General features: G+C 70.2%; 19 protein-coding genes and 1 pseudogene. 7 read left to right on the top strand and 13 right to left on the bottom strand.

Annotated features, from left to right (window positions below; translation table 11 throughout):
* Window positions 1-115: 115 nt before the first annotated feature.
* Window positions 116-1270, bottom strand: coding sequence for a N(5)-(carboxyethyl)ornithine synthase (locus ACFYO5_RS10380; RefSeq protein WP_388706571.1), 1155 nt, complete (start codon window positions 1268-1270; stop codon window positions 116-118).
* Between the two features lie 851 nt (window positions 1271-2121).
* On the opposite strand from ACFYO5_RS10380, the gene ACFYO5_RS10375 reads away from it, so the two are divergent.
* Together ACFYO5_RS10375 and ACFYO5_RS10370 are read left to right on the top strand one after the other, a co-directional pair.
* The gene (locus ACFYO5_RS10375) at window positions 2122-3231 is read left to right on the top strand and encodes a YihY/virulence factor BrkB family protein (RefSeq protein WP_388706569.1); all 1110 of its coding nucleotides are present in this window, start codon (window positions 2122-2124) and stop codon (window positions 3229-3231) included.
* Between the two features lie 344 nt (window positions 3232-3575).
* Window positions 3576-4142, top strand: a complete 567-nt coding sequence (locus tag ACFYO5_RS10370) for a VanZ family protein (RefSeq protein WP_388706566.1) — start codon at window positions 3576-3578, stop codon at window positions 4140-4142.
* A 193-nt stretch (window positions 4143-4335) separates the two neighbouring features.
* On the opposite strand, the gene ACFYO5_RS10365 is transcribed toward ACFYO5_RS10370, so the two are convergent.
* Entirely contained in the window at window positions 4336-5571 is a 1236-nt protein-coding gene (locus ACFYO5_RS10365) for a PP2C family protein-serine/threonine phosphatase (protein ID WP_388707195.1), read from the bottom strand.
* Between the two features lie 740 nt (window positions 5572-6311).
* Here ACFYO5_RS10365 and ACFYO5_RS10360 point away from each other — a divergent pair.
* Entirely contained in the window at window positions 6312-6728 is a 417-nt protein-coding gene (locus ACFYO5_RS10360) for a polyketide cyclase (RefSeq protein ID WP_388706563.1), read from the top strand.
* Window positions 6728-7156, top strand: coding sequence for a MarR family winged helix-turn-helix transcriptional regulator (locus ACFYO5_RS10355; protein WP_388706560.1), 429 nt, complete (start codon window positions 6728-6730; stop codon window positions 7154-7156). The genes ACFYO5_RS10360 and ACFYO5_RS10355 overlap by 1 nt, the downstream gene beginning before the upstream one ends.
* A 140-nt stretch (window positions 7157-7296) precedes the next feature.
* Here ACFYO5_RS10355 and cydC read toward each other — a convergent pair whose 3' ends face one another.
* From cydC to ACFYO5_RS10335, 4 genes are all read right to left on the bottom strand, one after another.
* Window positions 7297-9036 carry a thiol reductant ABC exporter subunit CydC gene (gene cydC, locus ACFYO5_RS10350; protein WP_388706557.1) on the bottom strand — a complete coding sequence of 580 codons (1740 nt, stop codon included), beginning with the start codon at window positions 9034-9036 and terminating at the stop codon, window positions 7297-7299.
* Entirely contained in the window at window positions 9033-10736 is a 1704-nt protein-coding gene (cydD, locus tag ACFYO5_RS10345; protein WP_388706554.1) for a thiol reductant ABC exporter subunit CydD, read from the bottom strand. The genes cydC and cydD overlap by 4 nt, the downstream gene beginning before the upstream one ends.
* Window positions 10737-10817: 81 nt before the next feature.
* Window positions 10818-11843, bottom strand: coding sequence for a cytochrome d ubiquinol oxidase subunit II (locus ACFYO5_RS10340; protein WP_388706552.1), 1026 nt, complete (start codon window positions 11841-11843; stop codon window positions 10818-10820).
* A gap of 61 nt (window positions 11844-11904) precedes the next feature.
* Window positions 11905-13197, bottom strand: a complete 1293-nt coding sequence (locus tag ACFYO5_RS10335; protein WP_388706549.1) for a cytochrome ubiquinol oxidase subunit I — start codon at window positions 13195-13197, stop codon at window positions 11905-11907.
* Window positions 13198-13438: 241 nt separating this feature from the next.
* Here ACFYO5_RS10335 and ACFYO5_RS10330 point away from each other — a divergent pair, with 241 nt between their 5' ends.
* Window positions 13439-14353 (top strand): LysR family transcriptional regulator, encoded by a 915-nt coding sequence (locus ACFYO5_RS10330; protein ID WP_388706546.1) that lies wholly within the window; start codon window positions 13439-13441, stop codon window positions 14351-14353.
* Window positions 14354-14594: 241 nt separating this feature from the next.
* On the top strand, window positions 14595-15011 hold the full coding sequence (locus tag ACFYO5_RS10325) for a hypothetical protein (RefSeq protein ID WP_388706543.1): 417 nt from the start codon (window positions 14595-14597) through the stop codon (window positions 15009-15011).
* A gap of 380 nt (window positions 15012-15391) precedes the next feature.
* On the opposite strand, the gene ACFYO5_RS10320 is transcribed toward ACFYO5_RS10325, so the two are convergent.
* The 5 genes and pseudogenes from ACFYO5_RS10320 to ACFYO5_RS10300 all read right to left on the bottom strand — a co-directional run bounded on the left by ACFYO5_RS10320 (window position 15392) and on the right by ACFYO5_RS10300 (window position 19727).
* A complete protein-coding gene (locus ACFYO5_RS10320) occupies window positions 15392-15907 on the bottom strand; it encodes a GNAT family N-acetyltransferase (RefSeq protein ID WP_388706536.1) in 516 nt (171 codons plus the stop codon).
* Between the two features lie 201 nt (window positions 15908-16108).
* Window positions 16109-16987: an SDR family oxidoreductase gene (locus ACFYO5_RS10315; RefSeq protein ID WP_388706533.1), complete on the bottom strand. Its 879-nt coding sequence runs from the start codon at window positions 16985-16987 to the stop codon at window positions 16109-16111.
* Between the two features lie 163 nt (window positions 16988-17150).
* Window positions 17151-17276, bottom strand: a pseudogene (locus ACFYO5_RS10310) (arsenite S-adenosylmethyltransferase); the annotation flags it as partial.
* 483 nt (window positions 17277-17759) lie between these two features.
* Entirely contained in the window at window positions 17760-18491 is a 732-nt protein-coding gene (locus ACFYO5_RS10305) for a hypothetical protein (protein ID WP_006376607.1), read from the bottom strand.
* A gap of 360 nt (window positions 18492-18851) precedes the next feature.
* Window positions 18852-19727 carry a sigma-70 family RNA polymerase sigma factor gene (locus ACFYO5_RS10300; RefSeq protein ID WP_388706530.1) on the bottom strand — a complete coding sequence of 292 codons (876 nt, stop codon included), beginning with the start codon at window positions 19725-19727 and terminating at the stop codon, window positions 18852-18854.
* Between the two features lie 93 nt (window positions 19728-19820).
* Between ACFYO5_RS10300 and ACFYO5_RS10295 the strand changes: the two genes are divergently transcribed.
* Window positions 19821-20270: a carboxymuconolactone decarboxylase family protein gene (locus ACFYO5_RS10295; protein WP_388706527.1), complete on the top strand. Its 450-nt coding sequence runs from the start codon at window positions 19821-19823 to the stop codon at window positions 20268-20270.
* A gap of 535 nt (window positions 20271-20805) precedes the next feature.
* Here ACFYO5_RS10295 and ACFYO5_RS10290 read toward each other — a convergent pair.
* Together ACFYO5_RS10290 and ACFYO5_RS10285 are read right to left on the bottom strand one after the other, a co-directional pair.
* Entirely contained in the window at window positions 20806-21486 is a 681-nt protein-coding gene (locus ACFYO5_RS10290) for a FadR/GntR family transcriptional regulator (RefSeq protein ID WP_388706525.1), read from the bottom strand.
* A gap of 440 nt (window positions 21487-21926) precedes the next feature.
* Complete coding sequence (locus ACFYO5_RS10285; protein WP_388706522.1) at window positions 21927-23426, bottom strand: glycoside hydrolase family 43 protein; 1500 nt, start codon at window positions 23424-23426, stop codon at window positions 21927-21929.
* Window positions 23427-23454 lie beyond the last annotated feature (28 nt).

The following is a 23454-nucleotide window of genomic DNA, read 5'->3' as shown; positions in this document are numbered from 1 at the left end:
TGACGTGGTTCTTGCCCGAACCGAACGGCCGCTTGGTGGACGTAATCGGGGAGGAAGCCGGAGCGCCTGGTCGGCGGCATACCCGCGGGTACGCCGCCGACCGGACGACATCGGTTCAGAGCACCGCGTGCGGGTACTGTTCGGCGCGGTGTTGGAAGGCCAGGACGGCGGGGTTCTGGACGGTACCGCCGCGGATCTCGATCGCTCGGCGAATCGTGCCGTCGGCGTCCCACCCGGCCGGCCCTTCGAGGACCGGCCGCAGGAACGGGATCAGCGCCTCGCTGTTCTCCCAGGTGGCCGCATCCCAAAGGTAGGAAGGGCTGTGGTCCACGGCGTAGTAGTGGACGTGGTCGCCGACGGTGAACATCGGTTCGTCGAAGGTGGTAGGCCGAGCCCAGGCGAAGCCCATGCCCTCGTCGCAGGAGACGTCGATGACCAGAGTTCCGGGCGCGAGCTTCGGCAGATCCTCCTCGATCAGGAACATCAGCGGCGCCGCGGTGTCCTGGAGCACGCAGTTGACGATGATGTCGTGCTCGGTGAGGAAATCGGCCAGCGGCTTCGGGCCGTCCTCGGTGAGCGCGACACTGCGCCGCGGATCGAGGGTGCCGTCGGCCACGTCGTGATCGAACTGCACGATCCGTGCCGAGTGGATCGGTGAGCTGACTGCGGCGACGCCGCGGGCGGTCAGCACGTCCACGTCGTGAACGCCCAGCGCACTGAGCGCGGTCACCGCGCCGCGGGCGGTGGCGCCGAAGCCGATCACCACCGCACGCCGCCGACGCCCGTAGTCACCGGTCGTCCCGGTCAGCTGCAGGGCATGCAGCACCGACGAGTAGCCGGCCAGCTCGTTGTTCTTGTGGAAGACGTGCAGGCTGAATCTGCCCTCCTGGGTCCAGTGGTTCATCGCCTCGAAGGCGATCACCGTGAGCCTGCGGTCGATGGCGGCCTGCGTGACCTTCTCGTCCTGCACACAGTGCGGCCACCCCCACAGCACCTGGCCCTCCCGCAGCTCCGCCAGATCCTGGTGCAAGGGCTTGGCCAGCAGGATTACGTCACACTCCGCGATCAGCTCCTCGCGTGAGCGGAAACCGGCGACCTGCGGTGCAAGCTGACGGTCCGAAACGCCGAAGCGCTCCCCATAACCCGTCTGCAGATAGATGCTGGACCGGAGGTCGGCATCGATGCGTGCGAAGTGCGCTGGGTGGATCGGCAGACGACGCTCGTTCTCTTTGCGAGTCTGCGACATGATTCCGAGCTTGAGCTGCTGCAAAATACCCCTTTGATTACTACCTGTTTAACACACTTCGAAGCGCGAGAGCTTGCCGTCAGCGCCACCCTCGCCGACCGGCGGCCGGACGCTGCCACAGTAGGGTCGCGTTCGGTGCGGGCTCTTGTCTCCGTGCGCCGCCCTTCGGGCCGACCACTGGCCGACAGGGAAACGGCCGCCCCGGCCCCGCCCTGGGCGGCTGAACCGCGGCGGGTCCGCCAGAAGCGGGTGCCCGTCCCGGGCCTGGCACGGCGCTTCCTTGGAGAACGACATCGAAGGCCCAGCCATCCTGTCCAATCCGCGGCACCATCTCGGACGACGGGCCCCCCAACGGTGTCGCCTGGTTACGGCGCCCGTCGTGCCGAACGGTGAAAGGACCGGCCCGGTTCATCGGCGCCCTTCACATTTGGGCCAGCCCGTGCCCACTGCGCTGCCGGAGCCGAGTCCGCCGTACCCTGCAGGCAGCCCCCGACCTCTGCGGCATGCTTCACGGGCGTGCATCGGGTGGGGTATGGCGCAGCCCGAGGGGGCCGCGCCACAGGAAGCTCTTTGCCGGGTAGCTGGTGCCGGTTCCTCAGCTGTGGTGGTGTCGACGACGAGGGTGCCGTCCTGGATGACCGCGGGGTCGAAGGTCAGCCGGTCGACGACGGCGCGCAGAGACAGGGATCAGTGAACATCTTGGTAGAGCCGCTGAACGACTCGGTCGAGGCAAGCTCGTCGATGGATTTCCGCTCCTGCCGGGATAAGCGCACAGTCATCAATTGTTGATTCTTGCGTCCTTAAAAGGTGAGGAAGTTGGCTGTCGGGCGGAGCAGCGGATAAGTTCTGCGGCGGGAACAGATGAGGGCGCGCCGGTGTCCCGACAGATCGCGCGTCGGTGGAAGGGCGTGCCGCCCGGGGTGACGTACGAACGGCTCGCCGGGGAAGTCCGCCAGCAGGAGCCGGACGACGGCCATGGCACGAGGGGATGCGCACGCCTGATGAGCAGCTCGCCAACGCCTGCGCTCGAGCCGAGCGGTGCCGACCGCGCACCGCTGCCCTACTCCAGAACCGAGTCCTCCGCGCACCACTCGCAGACAGGCCACGCAACCACACCGCTCTTGCCGCCCCCCACGTATGCGCGTGACCTGCCGGGCTGGCAGCACATCGCTACCGCGCTGCGCCGGACTCCTGCCTCGGTGTGGCACGACAACGTGACCGACTACGCTGCCGCCCTCACCTATTACGCGGTGCTCGCGCTTTTTCCGACGCTCCTCGTCACGGTCTCACTGTTGGGCATCGTCGGCGCCTCGACCACCGACCACCTGATCAGTAACGTGATCGCTGTCGTGCCGACCGAGTCGCGCTCCGTCATGCAGAGCACGTTGCAGGGCATGGCGGAGCAGCACACGGCTGCTTGGACGCTGGCTGTCTTCGGCATGATCGGCGCCCTGTGGTCCGCTTCCAGCTACCTGGGGGTCTTCCGCCGAGCCCTGCACGTCATGCACGGCGTCGAGGACCTGCGCCCGGCGTGGCGGACGGCGCCGCGGCTGGTGATGACCGCCCTGGTGCTGTTGATTCTTCTGGTTTCCAGTGCGCTGGTGCTCATCCTGACCGGCGAAGCGGCCCACACCGTCGGTCGGCTCGTAGGCATGGGGAGCATGGCCGGCACCGCCTGGAACACGCTGAAATGGCCGCTCCTGCTGTGCCTGGTCGCCGTCTTGGTGCTGGTTCTGTTCCGTTCGGGCCCGGCCGGAACACGCGGGGTGCGGCAGAGGCTTGTGGGAGACGCTCTGGCCGTGGCCCTGTGGCTCGTCGCCTCCGCGAGCTTCGCCCTCTACGTCTCGCACGTCGGCACGTACAACCGGCTGTACGGATCGCTCGCCGGGGTCATCGTCTTCCTGGTGTGGCTGTGGCTGTCCAACCTGGCCCTCCTTACCGGTGCCCAGTTCAACGCCGAACTCTCCAAACTCCGCCGTCGGTGACCAACGGGGCGTAAGCTGCCCCGACTTCCCCCAGCCGACCGGCCAACAGCCCTACGCACCCAGACGCCTTCCACAGGCGTAGCGGCGACCCGTACGCCAAGCACCGTAGAGTCCACTGGCAAGCGCTGCCCATCCGTCACACCGCATGCCGCATAAGATCCGCACCGACACTCGTGGTGGGAAAAGGCTGCGAGCATGACACACTCAACTGGTCCTTCGGTGACCGGTGCCCGCCCCGGTCTCCGACTTCGCCGGACCTGGACGGACTCCCGCGTAGCGCCTGCCGCTTCACGTCGCGGACATCGGAACGTCCAAAAGCAAACCAATGTGGCTAGGAGCCTGTAATGGCGCGGATCGTCCTGCGTGATAAGGCCGCGACAAAACTCGGGGACCGAGTTCCCGGGAAACCTCCCATGTCCATGCTCGGCCGGGTACTGGCCATGTTGCTGGCGTTCGCGGCGATGGTGGGGTTCGCAGTAGTGCTGGCCCGGCTGACGCTGGAACCCTCGGCGGCTTCCGTGCCGTTGACGCACAGCAATCTGCGCCCTGGTGACTCCATCCGTGCTTACCTTGCCCAGCCCGCGTCCCTTGACACGGTCAAGCAGCTCGGCGGCAATATCGTGATGGGTGTGCCGTTCGGCGTGCTGCTGCCCGTGCTGGTGCCCCGAACACGAGGACTGGTCCGGGTGGCGGTGGTCACCGCCTTCGTGATGCTCCTCGTGGAACTCGTCCAGGGAGCCCTGATCATCGGGCGCACCTTCGACATCGATGACGTTTTGCTCAACACCACAGGTGCCCTTATGGGTTACCTGCTGCTCGGCCTCTGGTTGGGCCGTGCCGTGCATCCCCGGCGCCGTCACTGGTGGCACCGATTCACCAAACACCCGGTGACTGCCACGGATCGGTCATAGCGGATTCCCCATGCTGTTCGTCAAGGTCCGGGTCATCGGCGTGGTGGTTCTGCTCGCCGACTTCCTCCTCCTCGGCCTGCGCCTGGGCCGTCGGCGCAGGCGCCTTCCCCGGTGACGCGGTCAGCCGGGGCAGAGCACCCCGCGTCGTCCGCCCGAGGCCCGGCCGAAGCGGACTGCTGGGGCAGTCCTTGAGTCATCGCCGAGTGGTCCGCCCCGCCCGTGATGGTGCGGAGGCGTCGCTGAGGTCGGCGCCGGTGGCGGCGTCACGCGGGGAGGAGCCGACGCCGTGCCAGTCCAGGCACATGACGGTCGCGTCGTCCTGCAGATGCCCCTGATTGGCGTCGACGACCGCCCCGATGAGGGTGCGAGCGGCCTCGCGGGGATGCAGCGCGCGTGTACGCACGACCAGGTCCGACAGGTCGAGGCGGTTCGCGTTGCGCTCCAGCATGCCGTCGGTCAGCATCACCAGCCGGTCACCCGGCCGGAGGTCCAGCGACTGAACCCGGTAGGTGTGAGGGGCATGGAAGCCGAACGGCATATCGATCTTCGGCGTGATCTCCCGCACCTGACCGTTCCGCATGCGCAGTGGCCAGGGGTGCCCGGCGTTGACGAACTCGGCCCTGCCGTCGATCAGGCTGATGCGCAGCAGTTGGCCGGTGACGTAGCCCTGGCGGCCGTGCTCCCGCATGGCCTGGTCGGCCTGGCGGGCCTGTTCGGCGAGGTCGCCACCGGCCCGCCGTGCCCGGCGCAGGGCGCCCACCAGGAGGGTGGCCAGCAGCGCGGCGTCGACGTCGTGCCCCATGGCATCGGTGACGGAGAGCTGGACCGTGTCCCGGTCGATCACGTAGTCGAAGGTGTCGCCCCCGACATGGTCGGCCGGCTCCAGCGCCCCGGCCACCGCGAACTGTGCCGCTTCGCACGCCAACGAAGCGGGAAGCAGCCGGTGCTGGATCTCCGCGGCCAGACTCAAGGGGACGGTCCGGCGGCCCCATTGGTAGACGTCGGTGAAGGACCGGTTCGCGATGACGATGTACGCCAGAGCGTGCGCGGTCTCACCAATCTCCCGCATCACCTCCGCGTCCGGCGCCGCGGGCAGGAACAGTTCGAGCAGTCCGATGGCGTCCCCGCGATTGGTCACCGGGGCGACGACCCGCACCAGTGCGCCCCCGCCCTTGTCCTCGGCACTCGGCCGCTGGCTACGGATCACGTCGTCGTACAGGGTGCCCCGCAGCGTGATGCGCCGAGCGGGCTCATCGGTCTCCACGCTGCCCGCCGCCCCCAGCCGTACGACCGAGCCGCCGGTGAAGTCGGTGATCAGGAACGACACCGACACGGCACCGAGGTGTTCCTTGAGCATGCGCGCGACTACGTCAAGCGACTCCACGGGCGCCGCGGCCTCCGCCGCCGCCAGCACCCCGGCCAAGGTCATGGCCCTGCCCCGGCCGCCCCCGTTCTCGGGGGTGGCAGTGGTCGGCCCACGGTCCCCGTCGGGCCCGCCTACGGTCACGGTGACTCCTCGCTGCTCGCTGGTGCTCAGGGCTCCGTCCCGGGTGCGCGAGGGGCTGGCGTCAAGCCGGGTGCGGGACAGATGGTACGGCACCACTGAGCCCCTGAACGGATGCGCCAGTCGGCCGACCGGCCGTCGAACGGCCCGGCATCGGCGCCACTCCGTGGAGCACGCCCGGGTCTGCAGCCACCCGGGCCATCAGAATCCATGCTCCACCGGCACCGGCGGCGACCCATGGTTTTTGTTCGGGTCGCGTTCCAGGACGCTCGATGCCGCCCAGACGCCTCAGGGGCGATGCGAGCTGCACGCCTGCCCAGGGTCTGTGACGCCAGTGGAGAAGTGGACGCGGCCCACGCGGATGAGAACGGGTGATGGTCCGGTGGGCACTGGGACGCGGCGACGGACCCCCGGAACGGTCGCAGCCGGCCCTCCGTCAGGGAGGCCCACACGCTGTTGTCGGTGAGGGTCAGCCGCGGCACCGCGGCTGACACCCAGAGCTGAGCGGTCAGCTCTCGAAATCCTTCGGGGCACGACGTGGCACAGGTGGCGTTCGCACTGGCCCTGCACTGAAGCAGGGAGTACTGACGGCGTGTGGACAGATAGTCTGTGCGTAGATAATCTTCCCGAAGACGAAACGCGGATCTACCGGCCAGGAGGCCCCCATGTGGACGTACGAGCACAGCATCGAGACCAGCGCGGCGCCCGAGGAGGTCTGGCGCCTGTGGGCCGACGTGGAGAACTGGGGGGCCTGGAACGCCGACATCGCGAGCATCCGGGTCAATGGTCCGTTCGAGGCCGGTACCGAGATCGTGATGACCCCGGCCGGTCAGGACCCGGTGCACCTGCTCGTCGCCGAGGCTCGTGCCGACGAACTGTTCGTGGACGAGGCCCGGTTCGACGGACTGCTCCTGCGCACCAACCACCGGCTCGGCAGGGGCGAGCGACTGCGTACTCGGGTGACGTACCGGATGGAGATCACCGGCACCTGCGCCGACGAACTCGGCCCGCAGATCGGTCCGGCCGTCACCGCGGACTGGCCGCAGACCATGGCGGCCCTGGTCAAGCTGGCACAGGGCTGATGGCCCTCAGCCCCGGCGGCAGCCCCGGCTTCCTGCTCTGGCACGCCACCCTGCGCTGGCAGCGCGAGATCGCCACGGTTCTCGGCCCCCTCGACCTCACCCACGTCCAGTTCGTGCTGCTCGCCTGCACCTGGTGGTTGAACACCCAGGGCGAACAGCCCAACCAACTGGCCCTGGCCCGCCAGGCGGGAACCGACGTGAAGATGACCTCGCAGGTCCTGCGCGCCCTGGAATCCAAAGGTCTGATCGAGCGCGAGGTCGACCCCGCCGACACCCGCGCCAAACGGCTCCGCGTCACCAGTGCCGGCGCCGAACTGGCCCCGCGCGCGATCGCCGTCGTCGAGGACGCGGACACACGCTTCTTCCAGCCAGTGGCACGCGACGACGCCGTGACCCTGCTCAGCCGCCTGGCCAAACCTGAATCGTGAACCCCTACTGAAGCCCGCCCCGCCCCGCCCGGGCCCGTCGGCGCCGAACCCGTCGCACGGCACTCAGGAAGCCCGGCAAACTCCCGCCGTCGGAAACAACGGGCAGTCCCGTCGCACCCACCCCGGTCCAGCGGGAGGTTTCAGAGCGTCATGCGGGCCAGTCCGTCCCGGGCGAGGGGACGGATCCGGCCTCGGTCGAGGGTCACGATCTCGTCGGCGGCGGCGAGGCCCGACCGCTCATGGGTGACCAGGAGCGTGGTACGGCCGCGGGTGGCGTCGAGGATGTCGGCGAGCACGGCGGCGGCGGTGTCCGCGTCGAGCCCCTCGGTGGGTTCGTCCAGGACGAGGACGGGCGGGTCGGCGAGCAGCGCGCGGGCCAGGAGCAGGCGTCTGCGCTGGCCGCCCGACATGGTGGCGCCGTCCCCGCCGACGAGGGTGTCCCAGCGGTCCGGCAGCGACTCGACCCAGTCCAGGAGCCGGGCTCCGCGGGCCGCTTCGCGCAGGTCGGCTTCGCTCGCGTCGGGGCGGGCCAGGAGGAGGTTGGCGCGGATCGTGGTGTGGAAGACGTGCGCGTCCTGGGTCATGCCGGTGATCACCCGGCGGACGTCGGCGCCCGCGCAGTCGTGGAGTTCGCGCATCTCCCGCCCGCCGACACGGATGCTTCCGGCTTCGTAGGGGACGAAGCGCATCAGTGCCGCGATCAACGTCGACTTGCCGGATCCACTGGCGCCGACCAGGACGACCCGGCGGCCGGGCGGCAGCCGCAGGCTCACCCCGTCCAGGGCCGGGGGGCCGTCGGGGTGGTGCCGTACCCGCAGGTCGGTGATGTCCACGCCGAGCGGCTCGTCGGTGGCGAGGGGTGCCGGGTCGGGTGGGTCGGTGACAGGGGGCGGCGTGTCCAGGAGGTCGGCCAGCCGGCGCGCGGAGACCCGCACCGCGGCGAGGCGGCGGGCTGCGCCGGGCAGTGGCGCGAGTGCCTCGAAGGAGACCAGTGCCAGGACCGCGAGGACGGTGAGGTGCACGGCGGGCAAGGCGCCGGACGCGTGTGCGCGCAGCGCGAGCCAGGTGACGCCGACCGTCGCCCCGCCCTGGAGCAACAGCACAGCGGCCTGGGCGAGCGAGGTGGTGAGGGCCTCCATGCGCTCCAGTGCGGCGATCCGGGCGGTGGCGCCGCCGACTCGCCGGTGGGCGCGGTCCTGGGCGCCGTACGCGGCGAGGTCGGCCGCTCCCTGGGTCAGGTCCAGGGTGGCGACGGCGAGTTCGGCGCGCGCCGCCTTCTCGGCGCGGCCCGCACGGCGGGAGAGTACGAGTACCAGGGCGGGCACGAGGAGTCCCGCCACGGCCAGCAGCAGCCCGAGCAGCGCGCCTGCCTGCGGCAGCAGCAGCGCGGCCGTCACGGTGGCGGTCGCGGTGACCGTGCAGGCGGCCGCGACCGGGATCAGGACCCGCAGCAGCAGGTCCTGGGCGGCGTCGACGTCGTCGACCAAACGGGTCAGCAGGTCGCCGCGGCGAAAGGCGGGGGTGCCGGCCGGGGCGAGCGGCACCAGTGCCTCGTAGACCCGGGCGCGGAAGCCGGCGACCGCTCGCAGTACGCCGTCGTGGCCGAGCAGCCGGTCGGTGTAGCGCAGCGTTCCGCGCCCCAGGGCGAGGGCCCGTACGGCGACGATCGCGACGCTCACCGAGGCGAGCGGCGGCTGCTGCGCGGCGCGGGTGATGAGCCAGGCGGCGGTGGCCATCAGCGCGGCGGCGGCGAGTTCGCTGCCGGCCGCGGCGAGCGCGGCGGGCAGCAGCCTGCGCCAGTACGGCAGGAGGTGGCGCAGGAGGCGGGCGGTGGGGCGGGGCCTGCGGGCGGGGGCGTCGGCTCGGGGGTCTGCGGTCATGAGGTCAGCAGCCCTTCGGTGGCGGTGGGCTGAAGGGCGGAGAGGCTGCCTGCCCGCACCGTGATGATCCGGTCGGCGTGGGGCAGCAGGCTCGTGCGGTGTGCGACCACGACCGCGGTCCGGCCGCGCATGAGTGCGACTGTGGCGCGCGTGACGGCGGCCTCGCTCTCGGGGTCGAGGTGGGCGGTCGGTTCGTCGAGGAGCAGCACGGGTGCGTCCTTGAGGAAGGCGCGGGCCAGCGCGATCCGCTGGCGCTGGCCGGCGGAGAGTCCGGCGCCGTGTTCGCCGAGCACGGTGTCGTACCCGCCCGGCAGTTCCTCGGTGAAGTCGTCGGCCGAGGCGGCGCGGGCCGCCGCCCGCACCTCCGCGTCGCCGGCGTCCGGGCGGCCGAGGCGGATGTTGTCGGCGACGGACACCGCGAACAGGTGCGGACGCTGCGGCAGCCACGCCACCTGGGCGCGCCAGTCGTCGGGGTCGAGGTCCGTGAGGTCGGTGCCGTCGGCGGTGACCCGGCCGGATGCGGGGACCGTGAAGCCGAGGAGCAGCGAGAGCAGGGTGGATTTGCCCGCGCCGCTCGGGCCGACCAGCGCCACGTGTTCGCCGGGTCGGACGGTGAGGGAGACGTTCCGCAGGGCCGGAGCCGGGCGGTCCGGGTAGTGGACCGTCACCTTCTCGAGGCACAGCCGCGCCGTGCGGCCGTCGGGGGCCGGGAAGGACGTCGGCGTGCGGTCGGTGGCGCGCTCCGTGATCGTGTCCTCCTCGTCCAGGATCGCGAAGACCCGCTCGGCCACCGCGATGCCTTCGGCGCTGTCGTGGAAGGCGGCGCCCGCGGCGCGCAGCGGCAGGTACGCCTCGGGGGCGGTGAGCAGGACGGTCAGGGCCGTACGCAGGTCCAGCTCGCCGCCGAGCAGCCGCAGGCCGACCGGGACGGCCACCAGTGCCACGGAGAGGGTGGCGACCGTCTCCAGGACCAAGGACGACAGGAACGCCACCCGCAGCGTCCGCATCGTGGCCCGCCGGTGGGCGTCGGCCATCTGGTGGACCACCCGCGTCTGGTGCCGCTCGCGTCCGAACGCGCGCAGCGTCGGCAGTCCGGCCACCACGTCCAGGAAGTGGCCGCCCAGTCTGGCCAGCAACCGCCACTGCCGGGCGGTGCGCTGGGCGGTGTGCATGCCGACCAGCGCACCGAACACGGGGATCAGCGGCAGCGTGACGACGATGATCAGCGCCGAGGTCCAGTCGACCCACCACAGCCAGGCGACGACGACGAGGGGTACCACGGCGGTGGCCGTCATCGTGGGCAGGTAGCCGACGACGTACGGGTCCAGGGCGTCGAGGCCGCGGGTGACCAGGGTGGTCGTCTCGCCGTGGCGGCTCGCCGTCAGGCGCAGCGGGTCGGTGCGCCGAAGCCGGCCGGTGATCCGGTCGCGCAGCGCGGCCTTGGCGTCGGCCGCGGCGCGCCGGGCGAGGGCCCCGCGGGCCCACGTCAGCAGTGAGCGCAGCGCCATCAGGGTGGCCAGGGAGGCCAACGGCGCGACCCTCGGCGCGTGTCCGGCGAAGCCGTCCGCCAGGACCTTCGCCAGTAGGGCCGCCTGGGCGACCACGAGCCCGGCGCCGAGCAGCGCCAATACGGTGGAGTACGTCATGTGCCGCCGCAGTGCCGGGACTTCCCGCATCAGGCGGCGTTCGACCGGCTTCATCCTGGGAAGTCCCCTCGTCGTGGGCGCAGCTGCGGACGGGCCGCTCGGCTGTGGCTCACCGGCGGGGCCGTCGTGTACGGCTCAGAAGTAGCTGGGATGGCGTTGGCCCGTCCGTCCCCGGAAGGCCCACCAGCTCCATGCCTGGTACGCGATGATCGTCGGGATCAGCACGATGCCGAACGCGGACAGGATCTTGAGGGTGGCGGCGTCGGTGACGGCCTGGTCGATCGTCAGGCCCGCCCCGGCCGAGCCGATGAGGACGTACGGGTAGTGGCCGGCCCCCACGAGCGGCACGGGCAGCAGCGTCGCGCAGGAGGTGGCGACGAACGCCCGGACGTGGTGGCCCTGGGACAGGGACCACCAGGCGCCGGCGAGGGCCGCCGCGAACAGGGCGGCGATGACCGTCGAGGTGACGCGGTTCGTCATCGAGGCGCCCGCTCCGAAGAGGGTCAGCAGCAGCGGGAGGAGACCGACGGCGCCGGCCGCGCGCACGAGTCCCGCGCCCAGTCGCCGAGCGCCGACCACGAGTTCGGGGGCCGACCGCAGTGCGACGAAGGTGGCTCCGTGTGCGGCGAAGAGCAGCGCGGTGGTCACCCCGCAGGCGAACACGAAGGGCGAGAACACCTCGCCCGTGCCGATGTGGAAGCTCCCGTCGGCCCGGCGGGGCATGCCGTGCAGCAACAGACCGAGGACGAGTCCCCAGCACAGGGCGGGCAGTGCGCCGCCGAACACGATGAGGACTTCCCACCAGCGGCGGCCGCGGGCGCTGTGCGCGCGGCCACGCAGTTGCACCGCGGCGTTGCCGAGGACAAGGCCGACGAGGATCGCCACGATCAGCGGGTGCAGGCCGGACAGCAGGGTGCCCTCCAGGTGCGGGAAGGCTCCGAACAGGACGCCGGCGAAGGCGACCAGCCAGACCTCGTTGCCCAGGAAGAACGGCGCCATGGCGTCGAGCGCGGCGTTCCGGCCACCCCGCTCCGCCTTCCGGCCGTCCGGGGCGCCGAGGAAGGGGTGCAGCATCTGTACGCCGTAGTCGTAGCCGCCGAGCACGAAGTACCCGGCGAGAAGCAGGCCGAGCAGGCCCAGCCAGAGGGTCTCCAGACTCATGTCGTTCAACTTTCCGTGTCAGCAGGGGTGTTCGTGCGGGCATCGGTCCCGTGGGGCGGGCTCAGAAGGCCGGGACCGCCTGCTTGTCGTCGGCGTCGGTCCCGGGGACGTCGTCGGCGAGCGGTTCGGTGGCGCCGAGCTGGGTCGCGTCCGGGCCGCGGCGGGCGAAGCGGGCGATCAGGGTCCAGTTCGTGACCGCGAGAGCGACGAAGATCGCGATGAACACCGCGCAGGACACGGCCAGTGAGGCCCTGCTGACGTGGGAGAGCGCGTCGTCGACCGTCAGCTCGCCGTACACGAGCCAGGGCTGGCGCCCGACCTCGCGGAAGACCCAGCCGCCCACGGCGGCGATGAAGGGGAGCGGGATCATGGCCGTCATCAGGTAGGCGAGGGGACGCCAGCGCACCAGCCAGTCCTTCCAGAGCAGGAAGACGGCGATGAACGTGATGGTGGACACGGTGTTGCCGATGATCGTCATCGTGTCCATCGAGATCCGCAGCCAGTCGTGCGGGGGTACGTAGTCGCCGGGCCCGTGGGCCCTGACGAACTGCGCCTGCAGACGGGCGACGCCGTCGTTGTTCAGGGCCGCCATCTTCATGGGCTGGGTCCGGTCCAGCACCGGGATCTGGAGCTGGCCGACGATGATGACGAAGAAGGAGGCGAGCATGCCCACCCAGACGCCCAGCCGCAGGGATTCACGGAACAGCTGGGTCTCCTTGGTGCCCCGGGCGAAGTGGAAGGCGCTGACCCCGGCGACGAAGACGCCTCCGGTCGTGAACGCGCCCAGGGTGAGGTGGCCGAGGGCTATCAGGGCGTTGGGGTTGGTGAGCAGGGCACCGAAGTCGGTCAGGTAGGCGGCACCGTCGCGCACCTCGTAGCCGACGGGGTGCTGCATGAAGCCGTTGGCGATCAGGATCCAGAAGCCGGAGGCGTACGCGGTCAGGGCGACCAGCCAGATCAGCGTGACGTGCACGCCCGCGCGCATGCGTCCCCAGCCGAAGATCCACATGCCGAGGAAGGTGGACTCGGCGAAGAAGGCAATGAGGGTTTCCAGTGCCAGCGGGGCGCCGAAGACATTGCCCGCGAACTTGCTCAGGCCGCTCCAGCTCAGCCCGAACTGGAACTCCATGACGAGGCCGGTGACGATGCCGACCGCGTAGTTGATGACGTAGAGCTGGCCCCAGAAGCGGGTCATACGCTCCCGGACGGCTCTCTTGGCGGGATCACGGGTGAACGCGGCCCGGGTGTGCATGATCGCCACGTGGGGGACGAGCCCCATGGTGAGGATCACGAACAGCCAGTGGACGGTGGTCGTGGCCGCGAACTGGAGTCGGGCCAGTTCCGCAGCGCTCATGGTGCGACCTTCCTGAGGGACGAGGGGCCGGGTGGATGCGGGGCGGGTCGGGGCCCTCGCTCGGGGGCCGGGTGGATGCGGGGCGGTGCGGGGCCCTCGCTTCGCGTGTGCAGATGGCGGACGCCGTTGCCCGTCACCTGTGCGGTGACCCCAGGAGAGACCGTAGTGACGATTGCTTATGCATTCCAAGACCGGTTTCGGTATGAATAGATAACCCAGAAGGCATGAAGGAAGGTCAGCCGTGGATCTGCTGCAGTTGCGCTACTTCCAGGCCGTCGCCCGTTACGAGCACATCAGCCGCGCCGCGGAGGAGCTGCGCATCGCCCAGCCCTCCCTCAGCCGCGCCATCGCGCGCCTGGAGGCCGAGCTGGGCTCCCCGCTCTTCGACCGGCAAGGCCGCCGCATCCGGCTCAACCCGTACGGCGCGGTGTTCCTGCGGCACGTCGACCGTGCCCTGAGCGAGCTGGACGACGGGCGCAGGGCGGTGCGCGAGGCCCGCGACACAGGGCTCGGCCGGGTCAGCGTGGCCTGCGAGACGTTGCTGACGATCAGTCCGCTGCTCGGCAGCTTCCGGGCCGCCCACCCCCGGGCGGACGTCCGCCTCTTCCAGTCGGACGTGGACGAGATGGACCGCCAACTGCGCGCCCGGGAGGTCGACTTCTGTGTGGCCTCGCAGCCGTTGACCGACACGCACCTGGAGTCGATCGAGCTGGTCCGCGAGGAGGTCCTGCTCGGTGTGCCGCACGGGCACTGGCTGGAGGGGCGCGACAGCGTGACCGTTCCCGAGATCGCCGACGAGCCCTTCGTCACCACCCGGCGCGGCTGGCAACGCGCCCTGCTGGACCGGCTGTTCGCGTCCGAGGGCCTGACGCCGGTGCTGTCCTGCGAGGGTGACGAACCGGGCGCCAGCGGGGACCTGATCAGCACCGGCCTCGGTATCGGCCTCATCCCGGCGATGTCCCGCCAGGTGGGTACGCGCGTCCCGCTGGCCTGGGTGCATGTGGACGCGCCCGACTGCCACAGGGTGCTCCGGCTGGTGTGGAACCGTGACAGCCACCTCTCCGAAGCAGCCCTGAAATTCAGGGAGTTCATCACCAGCAAGCCCTTCATGACCCACCGCCTGCCCGACCGCCCCGGCGCCCGCCAGGCGTCCTAGGCCATGTATCGAAAGTGGATCTTGGGCTTCCGGAGGCCGACTCAGGCGAGTTCTGCGGGGTGCAGCCGTTCGTGCGGACGAAGGTGTCACGCAGTTCCCGTCCCGACGAGGTTCCTCTGAACACGTGGCTGCTTCACGCTCTAGCAGGGTCCGTGGGCTGCTGATTGGCTTCTTCCGACGGACCATGGGTGTTCCACCCGGTTGTCCGGGCGCCCATGTTCGTCCGAGGAGAGGAAGAGCCATGCGCAAGCTCTTGATGGTGATGGTGGTGGCCTTGATGGCGTCCATCGGTTTCACCGCGTCGGCGCAAGCCGCCCCCGTGCCCATGCCTTTCGGCTTTGCCTACGGCAACAGCACCGCCACCGGAACGATCAACTTCACCGACGGGTACACCGCCAGCGTGTCCGGCGTCGTCCACGCCGCGAGCGGCCGACGCAAGGTCTGCGCCACTGGGTTCAACGGCGACGTGGTGTCGGACACCGCCAGCTGCAGCCCGTGGGCGTACGCGGGCGGACCGAACCAGCCCTGGAGCGGATCACTGCGGATTCCGCGCCCGGGCGGCGTCGTGGAGGTCTACATCCTGATGTACGACGAGAACAACACCATGCTGGCCGGCGTGGTCTGTACCCGCAGCGGCTGTTCGCGGCTACAGATCTGAGCCGGCCACTCCGACGGCGGTCAGCCCGACGGTGGTGGCCTGCCTCGGAGTCGCGCAGCAGCGCGTGGGGTCAGCCGAAATCGAGGATGTCCGGGGGGGCGGGGCCGCGGCCGGATGCTGTGGGGCGCAGCCGCCGTACTGAGCGGATTGCCGGCGTGCGGTCAGCTCGTTCTTCCGGCCCTTGGGCGGGGCCAGGCGATGCCCCACTCAGCGAGCACGCGCAGCACGACAAGGAGCGCCAGGAGAAGACCGCCCGTCGCCTGCGTCCGGTCGCACCTCCCATCAGTCTCCCCTCGGCTTCCCGAGACCCTGCCCGCTCGACAAACGTCACTCGTACTCCCCGCAGCTGGCGGGGCGCGAGTAATCGCCAAGACCCGTGGTCAGCTGATCGTCAGCTGCCATCTGATCTCTCCGTCGTGCCATTGGCCGGTGGGAGCGAGACCGGCTGCGACAGCAACGCTGGAGGATGCCTTGTGGTCTGGGTGGATGTGGGCGACGACCGTGTGCACCGAGTGCTTCCCGAGCCAGTCGATGAGTCCTTGGGTGGCTTCGGTGGCGATGCCGCGCCGCTGCCAGGCAGTTCCGACCACCCAGGCGATCTCCGCAGCGGCTCCGCGCTCGTCGGCGGTGATCGTCGCCTGGACATAGCCGGTCAGACAGGCGGCGGCGCGGAGCTGGACAACCCAGTTGCACCAGGATTCGCCGGGGCGGGGTGAGCCGGCCACCCAGCGTTCATAGCGGGCGCGCAGGTCCTGGGCGGTATCCGGGGTGCCGCCGGTGAAGGTGTGCAGGCCGGGGTCGGAGAGCACCGTGACCATCTCGTCGGCATGCTCGACCTGCACGGGAAGCAAGGCCAGCCGGTCAGTGTGGAGGGTTTCGGGCTTGAGAGTGATCACGCTGCCTCCTGACGGGGACGTTCGACGAGTATGCCCCGGTTCGAAGCGGACGCCGGCCCGGACCAGGGCGACGAGGTGGGGCTCGTTCACCGGGTTGCCTGAGTTTCACGCGCCCACGCGCTCGGGACGTTCCGGGGGCGAGGGCCGGGGCGACGGCAGACCGATGGCTGCGGTCTGCGCCGCAGGACGCGGTCGACGAGGCTACGAAGCCTTCGTGAACGCGATGGCGTGGTCAACGGCCCACTGGCGAAACGTCTGCGGCGCCGTCCCGAGGATGTCGGCCACCGCAGTGGTGATGTACGCGGGCTGTCCGACCGCCGCACTCCACGCGGCGAGCAGCATGTCGACGGCCGAGCTGGGCACCGTACCCTCCCACGCACTTCGGAACTCGTCTGGCGTCATCTCCTCGAATGCGATCCGGCGCCCCAGGGCCTCACCGATGATGCCCACCTGCGCGGCTTGGGTCAGCGATTCGGGGCCCGTAAGCACATAGTCGCCTCCGACGTATCCGTCCTGATAGAGCGTCCGCGCCGCGACGGCTGCGATGTCGCGGTCGTCGACCGGTGCCGACTCGGCAGCGCTGTAAGGCCACCGGACGACTTCGCCGGCCCGGATCGCGGGCGCCCACCAGGCCAGCGAGTTCGACGCGAACATTCCCGGACGGATGATCGTCGACTCGAGTCCGGTGGCCGCGATGAGCCGCTCGATGTCGGCGTGCATCACCGCCATGGGATTGGGCTGTTGGAAGAAGGGATGCGGCGTCTGATGCGGTGACGAGAGGAAAACGACCCGCCGCACATGGGATGCCAGCCGCTCGACGACTGCCTCCGCGGTCCGGGGCGGGGCGGTCCAGACGAGGAAGACCGCACCGGCGCCATTCACTGCCGGGTCGAGCGTCTCGGGCACCGTGAGGTCGCCGGCGAAGACCTCGACCTGCGCCGGCAGCGTCGCCGCCGCCTCGGAGCGACGGGTGAGGGCACGGACCGGCACGCCCGCGTCGAGGAGTCGGTCGATGACGACGCGGCCGACCCGGCCCGTCGCCCCGGTGACGAGCACGGGAGGAGTGTCTGTCTGATTCATGGCACCCATGAAAACGTTACTGAGTTAAAAAAGCAATTCGGTAACGAATGGTACGGTGCCCGGAGGAGCGAGTTGACCAACCCCGGGCCCCCACCCGTCGGCGACCTGAGGTGTAAGGGCGATGGAGGCGGCGGTGAACCCGGCGGCCCGAACGCCCTGCTGGCATGTCCAGGCCGTATGCCTCGCCGGTCGCACCGGCGCGGCGGGCGGACGGCAGGACGTCGATGCCGCCGCCGGAGCCCAGGGCCAGGACGTGCTCGCCCTCGTTGTTGAGGTCGGCGACCGCGGTCGTGGGCGGCCGGGCAGCGGCCGCCGGGTGGGCCAGACCGCAGTGGCGCGTGCAGCCGCATCCGTTAGCGCACGCGCCGCGGGACGGAACGTGACGGAGCCCGGGAGCATGTCCAGCTCCCGGGCTCCAGCTTGCCACCCATTTGCGCACACCGACGGCGTTTAAGAACCGCGGGTCATGTTGAGATCGACGTGTTCTGCCTTTGAACTACAGCGCCACGAGAGAGGCGCCGAAGGGACTTGAACCCCTATCCGTCGATGTTCGCCCACGCTCGGTCGATCCGGTGTTCGGTGGCGAATACTGAGACTGGAGCGAGAATCTGAGTTTCACGGGGCCGCCTCTGCCAGGCTTGGGCCACCCCCGCACGTGGTGCGGGGAGAGGGATTCGAACCCCCAACTGACACCCCATCATCAGCTTCAACATCAGTTTCAGCTTGCGCTCATCGCGCACCCTCCGCTCGCGACGGAGGGCGTGTGTGGAGGCTACCGGAACAGGTAGCCGAATACCGCGTCGCCGACCCGCTGGTCGGTGACCTCGGTGTTGTTCGCCTCCTCGCGGGCGAACTTGACGGACTGCTGGAGCTTCTCTACGCGGTCGAGGAGTTCGTTGACCCGCCGGGCGGGCAGCGCGCCGGAGAACTTCACCGTGGTCCAGTAACCGACCGGGACGTCCTCGTAGTACACCTCGACCTGCGCCGGGTGCTTCTCTGTGGCCTCGGCCTTGACGTGATTGCGCGGGACCTTCTTCGTGCGGATGGTCCGCACCGGGTCCGTCTTCCACGAGTCCGTCGAGGGGTCCAGGTTCCAGGACTCGGAGGCGTCGAGCACTGGCAACTTGCGCACGAAGGTGTGCAGGTCGGTGAGTTGCTTCTCCAGGAACAGCAGGTAGGGGACGGGCACCTGGGGCAACAGCACCGTACCGTCGACCACCACGTCCGCGACCGCGGACCGGTTCGCCCAGTCCTTCGTCGCGGTCACGTCGAAGAGCCGCGTCAGCGTCCCGGCGGTCGCCCGCAGAGCGTCCTCGGCCTTGATCTGCACCCGAGTGGACTCGGGCGGCAGCTGCTCGCCCTCCTCGTCCTTGGGCTGGTAGGTCCGGGAGATGCCGGCCAGCAGGGCGGGCTTCTGCACGTCCTGGTGAGCTTGGGTCAGCTCCTGGAGAGCCTTGGACTTGACGCCCTTTTCGACTGCGATGATCTGATTCAGCTTCGGCACACGGCGAATCTAGCAACCCCGCGGCCGCATACACATCCGATTAAACGCCTGCCCGGTCTCCGCAGCCTGAGAGGGGGCGGCGGCGAGTGTGAGCCCGGACCGTGATGATGGTCTCCGTAGCAGCGGCGGTTGGCGGGGTCTTGTGCAGGACGAGTCCATCCGCTCCGCCATGGGAGAGCTGCTCGCTGGGTGTGGCGGACCTGCCGCAGCCACCATCTGAAGCCCGGTTCGACCGCGCCTATGCGTTGCCCCGGCTGTGCCTGGGGCGAACCATGTAACGCCACGACCTCTCCGCATGCTCCGCAAGCGAACGGCCGTTGCCCTGATGACGCGGTGAGGGGCGACTGCCTCGGCAGGGACTCACCCTGGTTTCGGCAGGTTCGCCAGCGCGAGCTTGGCCGGGTCGATCACGACGGTGATGTCAGTGATCCGGCCGTCCACGACGGTGAACGCGAGAACCGAGAGCGGGGTGCCGTCCTCGCGCCAGGAAATGGTCCCGGGGAGACCGTTGACGAGCACCGCCCGCCCCAGTGTGGCTGCGCTGGCGGACAGTTGCGCGCCGGCTGCGACCTTGGTGGCGCCGAGGGTGACGACCACGCCGGACGGGGTGTCGACGGTCAGTTTCACCTCGGGGTCGAGTACCCGCAGCAACTCCTCGAAGTCGCCGCGGCGAGCCGCTGTCAGGAAGGCCTGGACCACCTGTCGCTGCTCCCGTCCGACGCCGGTCGGTCGCTCCATCGTCTGCACCTTCCTGCGGGCACGGCTGGCGAGCATCTTGGTGGCTCCGGTGGACTTGCCGAGGATCTGGCCGATCTCGTCGAACGGCACCGCGAACAGGTCGTGCAGCACGAACGCCAGCCGCTCCCCCGGCCCGAGCGACTCCAGAACGACGAGCAGCGCGAGCCCGACCGAGTCGGCGAGCATCGCATCGTCCTCGGGAGCAGGATCGTCGTCGAGCGTGACCACCAGCTCGGACAGAGCGTCGTAGGAGGCCTCCGGGTGGGCTTGGCGCGATCGCAGGACATCAAGGCTGATCCGGCCGACCACCGTGGTCAGCCAGCCGGCGAGGTTGTGGATGGTCGCCGCGTCCTGGCGGGAGAGGCGCAGCCAGGCCTCCTGCACCACGTCCTCGGCGTCGGCGTGCGATCCGAGCATGCGGTGGGCGACCGCGCGCAGCCGGTCGCGCTGGGCCTCGAACGTCTCGGCTATCGGGTCCGTCGGGCTGGTGTCGGACATGTTGTTACCTTCCCAGGCTCTGCTCCGTCATGAGGATGACGGGCCCGGAGGGGCGCAGGTAACCGATGAACCACCGATGAAGGAGTCAGACCGATGGAAGCACGTGTGAAGAGCCCGGCCGATCCCGACGTGATCACAGCAGTTCAGCACCTCTACAAGGCGATTCACTCCGGGGGCGTCGACAAGCACCTGCTGTCGCTGGTCCATCTGCGTGTCAGCCAGATCAACGGCTGCAGCCCGTGCGTCTTCGGCACGATCCAGTCGGCGAAGCAGGCCGGTGAGACGGAGGAGCGGCTGCACAACGTCGTCGCGTGGCGCGAGACGCCCTTCTACACCGAGGAGGAGCGAGCGGCTCTCGCCCTGACCGAGGCCGCCACCCGGCTCCAGGACGGCGCACCGGGCGTGACCGACGAGATCTGGGACGCCGCCGCCGACCATTTCAGCGAGGAGCAACTGGGCTCGATCACCCTGGAGATCGCGATGACCAACTTCTTCAACCGGATCAACCGCACGGTCCGGGAGCAGGCCGGCAAGAGCTGGTGAGTCGGGCGGGGCGTCATCTCCTCGGAGGCGCGCCTTCGGCTGGGCCCGGCTGCGCGGCGGCAAGACACGCCGACGGATGCGGGGTGCTCGATGTGTCCTATGGTCCGCGACCGACTTCGGCAGGAACGTCGTCGTCGGCACCTACATCTGCGCGGGGGACCCTGGAGTAGACGGGCTTGGCCTGGTGGTGCGGGTGCAGGAGGGCACCGACGGCGTGGTGCCCCGGCCGGCATGGTGGGCCGGAGCTGGGCCGATCGGTGCGCCGACGACTGGGAAGGCGCGGATTCCGGGGTGTGAGGGGGTGGGCCGACTGTGGCGGCCGTCTGTGGCCCCGTGCAGGCGAAACGGAATCATGGCCCCCGCCCGGCCACCAGACACACGGGGACGGATGGAAGCCGCCCTTCCAGCCGACCCCTTCCTGCGGCGACGTCGGCGCGTGCGGCGTTCCGAGGAGCTTGCCCTGTGAAGTCACGGGCTTCGACGACGAGCGGCACACCGCCCACTCCCGCGTGCGGAACGCCCTCGCCGGAAGTCGCTAGAGGTGTTCCCTCAGCCACTGCTCGGTGTTGCTCACGTGGAGCAGTGCGGCGGCCTGGCTGAGGGCGGAGTCACGGGTGCACAGCGCGTTGAAGATCGCCTCGTGCTCGGCGAGTGTGCGGCCCGCGGCCTTGTCGTCGACCAGGCCGCGCCAGATACGGGCGCGCAGCGTGCGCCCGGAGATCCCTTCCAGGAGGGTGAGGAGGCTCTCGTTTCCCGTGGCCGAGACGACGGCGCGGTGGAAGGCGGCGTCGTGGGCGTTGAGCTGTTCGACGTCGTCGCGGGCTTCACGCATGGCGTCCAAATGCCTCTTCACCTCGGCCAGTTGGGCGTCCGAGATCCGGGTGGCGGCCAGCGCCGTGGCGAGCGGTTCGAGGAGCCGCCGTACCTCCATGAGGTCCCGCAGGGCGACCGCGTCACCCTGCAGCAACTCCACCGCTCCGCCGAGCCCCTCCAGGAGCAGGCTCGGCTGCAGGCTGGTCACATACGTGCCGTCGCCCCGCCGGACCTCCAGGATCCGCGCCACGGCCAACGCCTTGACCGCTTCCCTGGCGAGGTTGCGCGACAGCCCCAGCTGAGCGGCCAGGTTCGGCTCCGGGGGGAGCTTGGAGCCCGGAGGCAGCGCACCGGTCCGGATCAGCTCACGGATCTGCTCGATGGCCTTGTCCGTCAGCGACACCGCTCATCCCTCCCCCATCGTGCCTCATGGGCCCGTCCACCCGATCAGCCCCTGAACGCGCAGATCGTCCCGGGGACCGTCCGGGACGTGCTGGTCGCGGAGTTACACATTACGACCTCGACGATCGCCCGAGCCCGGGCGACCGGAGCCCGCAGAACGTCACGGTGGTAACCGTCGCCGTGCTGCCGGACAGACCCACGACGACGAGCAACGCCGTCAGCAGGACAGCCGGGCGCCCGCGGCGACGGCCGCGGTGGTACTCCGGTCTCCGTTTGCCCGTTTGCCCGTCACGCGTTCGTGCCCCTCGCTCGTTCGGGCGGATCCTGGTCGGGCCGGTGCTTCGTGGTGGACGGGCCGCCGTGGTGTGACGCGCGGTCCTGAACGGTCCCGCCGCGGGAGGAGCCCACTCGCCCCGCGGCGGGACCGCTGAGGCAACCGGTTCAGCGGCCGGTGGGCTCGTAGTCGAACCAGTCGAAGTGGGCGGTCCCGCTCGCCGCGTACATGCCGATGACGCGGCCGGTGAAGCCGCCCGCGACCTCGGTCGACAGGTAGCGGCCGTCGAGGGTGGCGAGCGTGGTGAAGGTGCCGTCGGGCCGTTCGAAGCCGAGGGAGACGGTGTCGGGTCCGGTGCGGGCGTCGTGCGGAGGCGGCGGATCGGTGATCGTGATGCCGAGGACGACCGGCCCTCCGGGCAGCGGCTCCGCGGCCACCACGGTGCGCAGGGTGCCGACCCGGGCGACGACCCGCACCTCGGTGTCGGACGCCTCGATCGCGTAGTGGTGCCGCTCGTCCAGCCGTACGGCGAGACCGCCGCGTCCCTGCGAGGCGTCGACGAGGGTGCGGGCGCGGCACATCAGGTGCTGCTGGCGCCGGCCGGCGAATATGACGTCGGCCGCGTCCAGGGAGTCGCCCCGGGCGCGGAGCGTCAGCCAGCCCGGGCGTTCCTTGGTGGTGAAGTGGCCGGCCGGGCGGTCACGCAGCGAGATCCACGACGGGCGCAGTTCGCTCAGGTCGAAGTCGTCGCGCTGCTCCTCGACGGCGGCGGGGGCGAGCGGCCACGGGAACTGCGGCAGTTCCAGGGCGACCTCACCGACGACCGGCCAGTCGTCCACCCAGGTCACGGGGGCCAGGAAGGTCTCCCGGCCGAGTACGTGCCAGCCGGGGGTGCCACCGCCCGGTCGCACCCCGAGCATGACCATCCACCAGGATCCGTCGGGGGCCTGGACCAGATCCGCGTGCCCGGTGTTCTGCACGGGATGGTCGGTGCCGCGGTGGGTGAGGATCGGGTTGGCAGGGCACGGTTCGAACGGACCGCTGGGCGCACGGCTGCGGCCGATCGCCACGCCGTGGCCGCGCTCGGTGCCGCCCACGGCGATGAGCAGGTACCAGTAGTCCCCGACGTGGTACAGGTGCGGCGCCTCCGGGGCCTTGACGCCGGGCGCGCCCGACCACAGCTTCTTCGGCGGCCCGAACGTCTCCCCGGTCTCCGGGTCGATCCTCACCTGCGCGACCCCGGCGACGGTGCACCAGCAGGTGCCGTCCTCGTCCCAGGCCAGATCGGGGTCGATACCGGGCACGCCGGGGAGCCGGACGGGATCGGACCAGGGACCGGCGGGGTCGGTGGCGGAGACGACGATATTGCCCACGCCCTCGCTCACGTTGGTGACGATCAGCCAGAAGCGTCCGTCGTGGTGGCGCAGGGTGGGGGCGTAGATCCCGCCGGAGGACGGCATGTCGGCCGGCAGACTCAACTGGCTCGGCCGGTCGAGGACGTTGCCGATCTGCGTCCAGTGCGCCAGGTCACGGCTGTGGAAGACGGGGATGCCGGGGAAGTACTCGAAGCTGGAGCAGACCAGGTAGTAGTCGTCGCCGACACGGCAGATGCTCGGGTCGGGGTGGAAGCCGGGGATCACGGGGTTGGTGGGGCGGGTGTCTGACACGCCACGGGGTCCTTTCGGTCAGGGGGTG

Source organism: Streptomyces sp. NPDC006259, assembly GCF_042870975.1.
GTDB lineage: Bacteria > Actinomycetota > Actinomycetes > Streptomycetales > Streptomycetaceae > Streptomyces.
The sequence above is the reverse complement of the archived record's forward strand: the minus strand, read 5'-3'. Positions and strand labels throughout refer to the sequence as shown.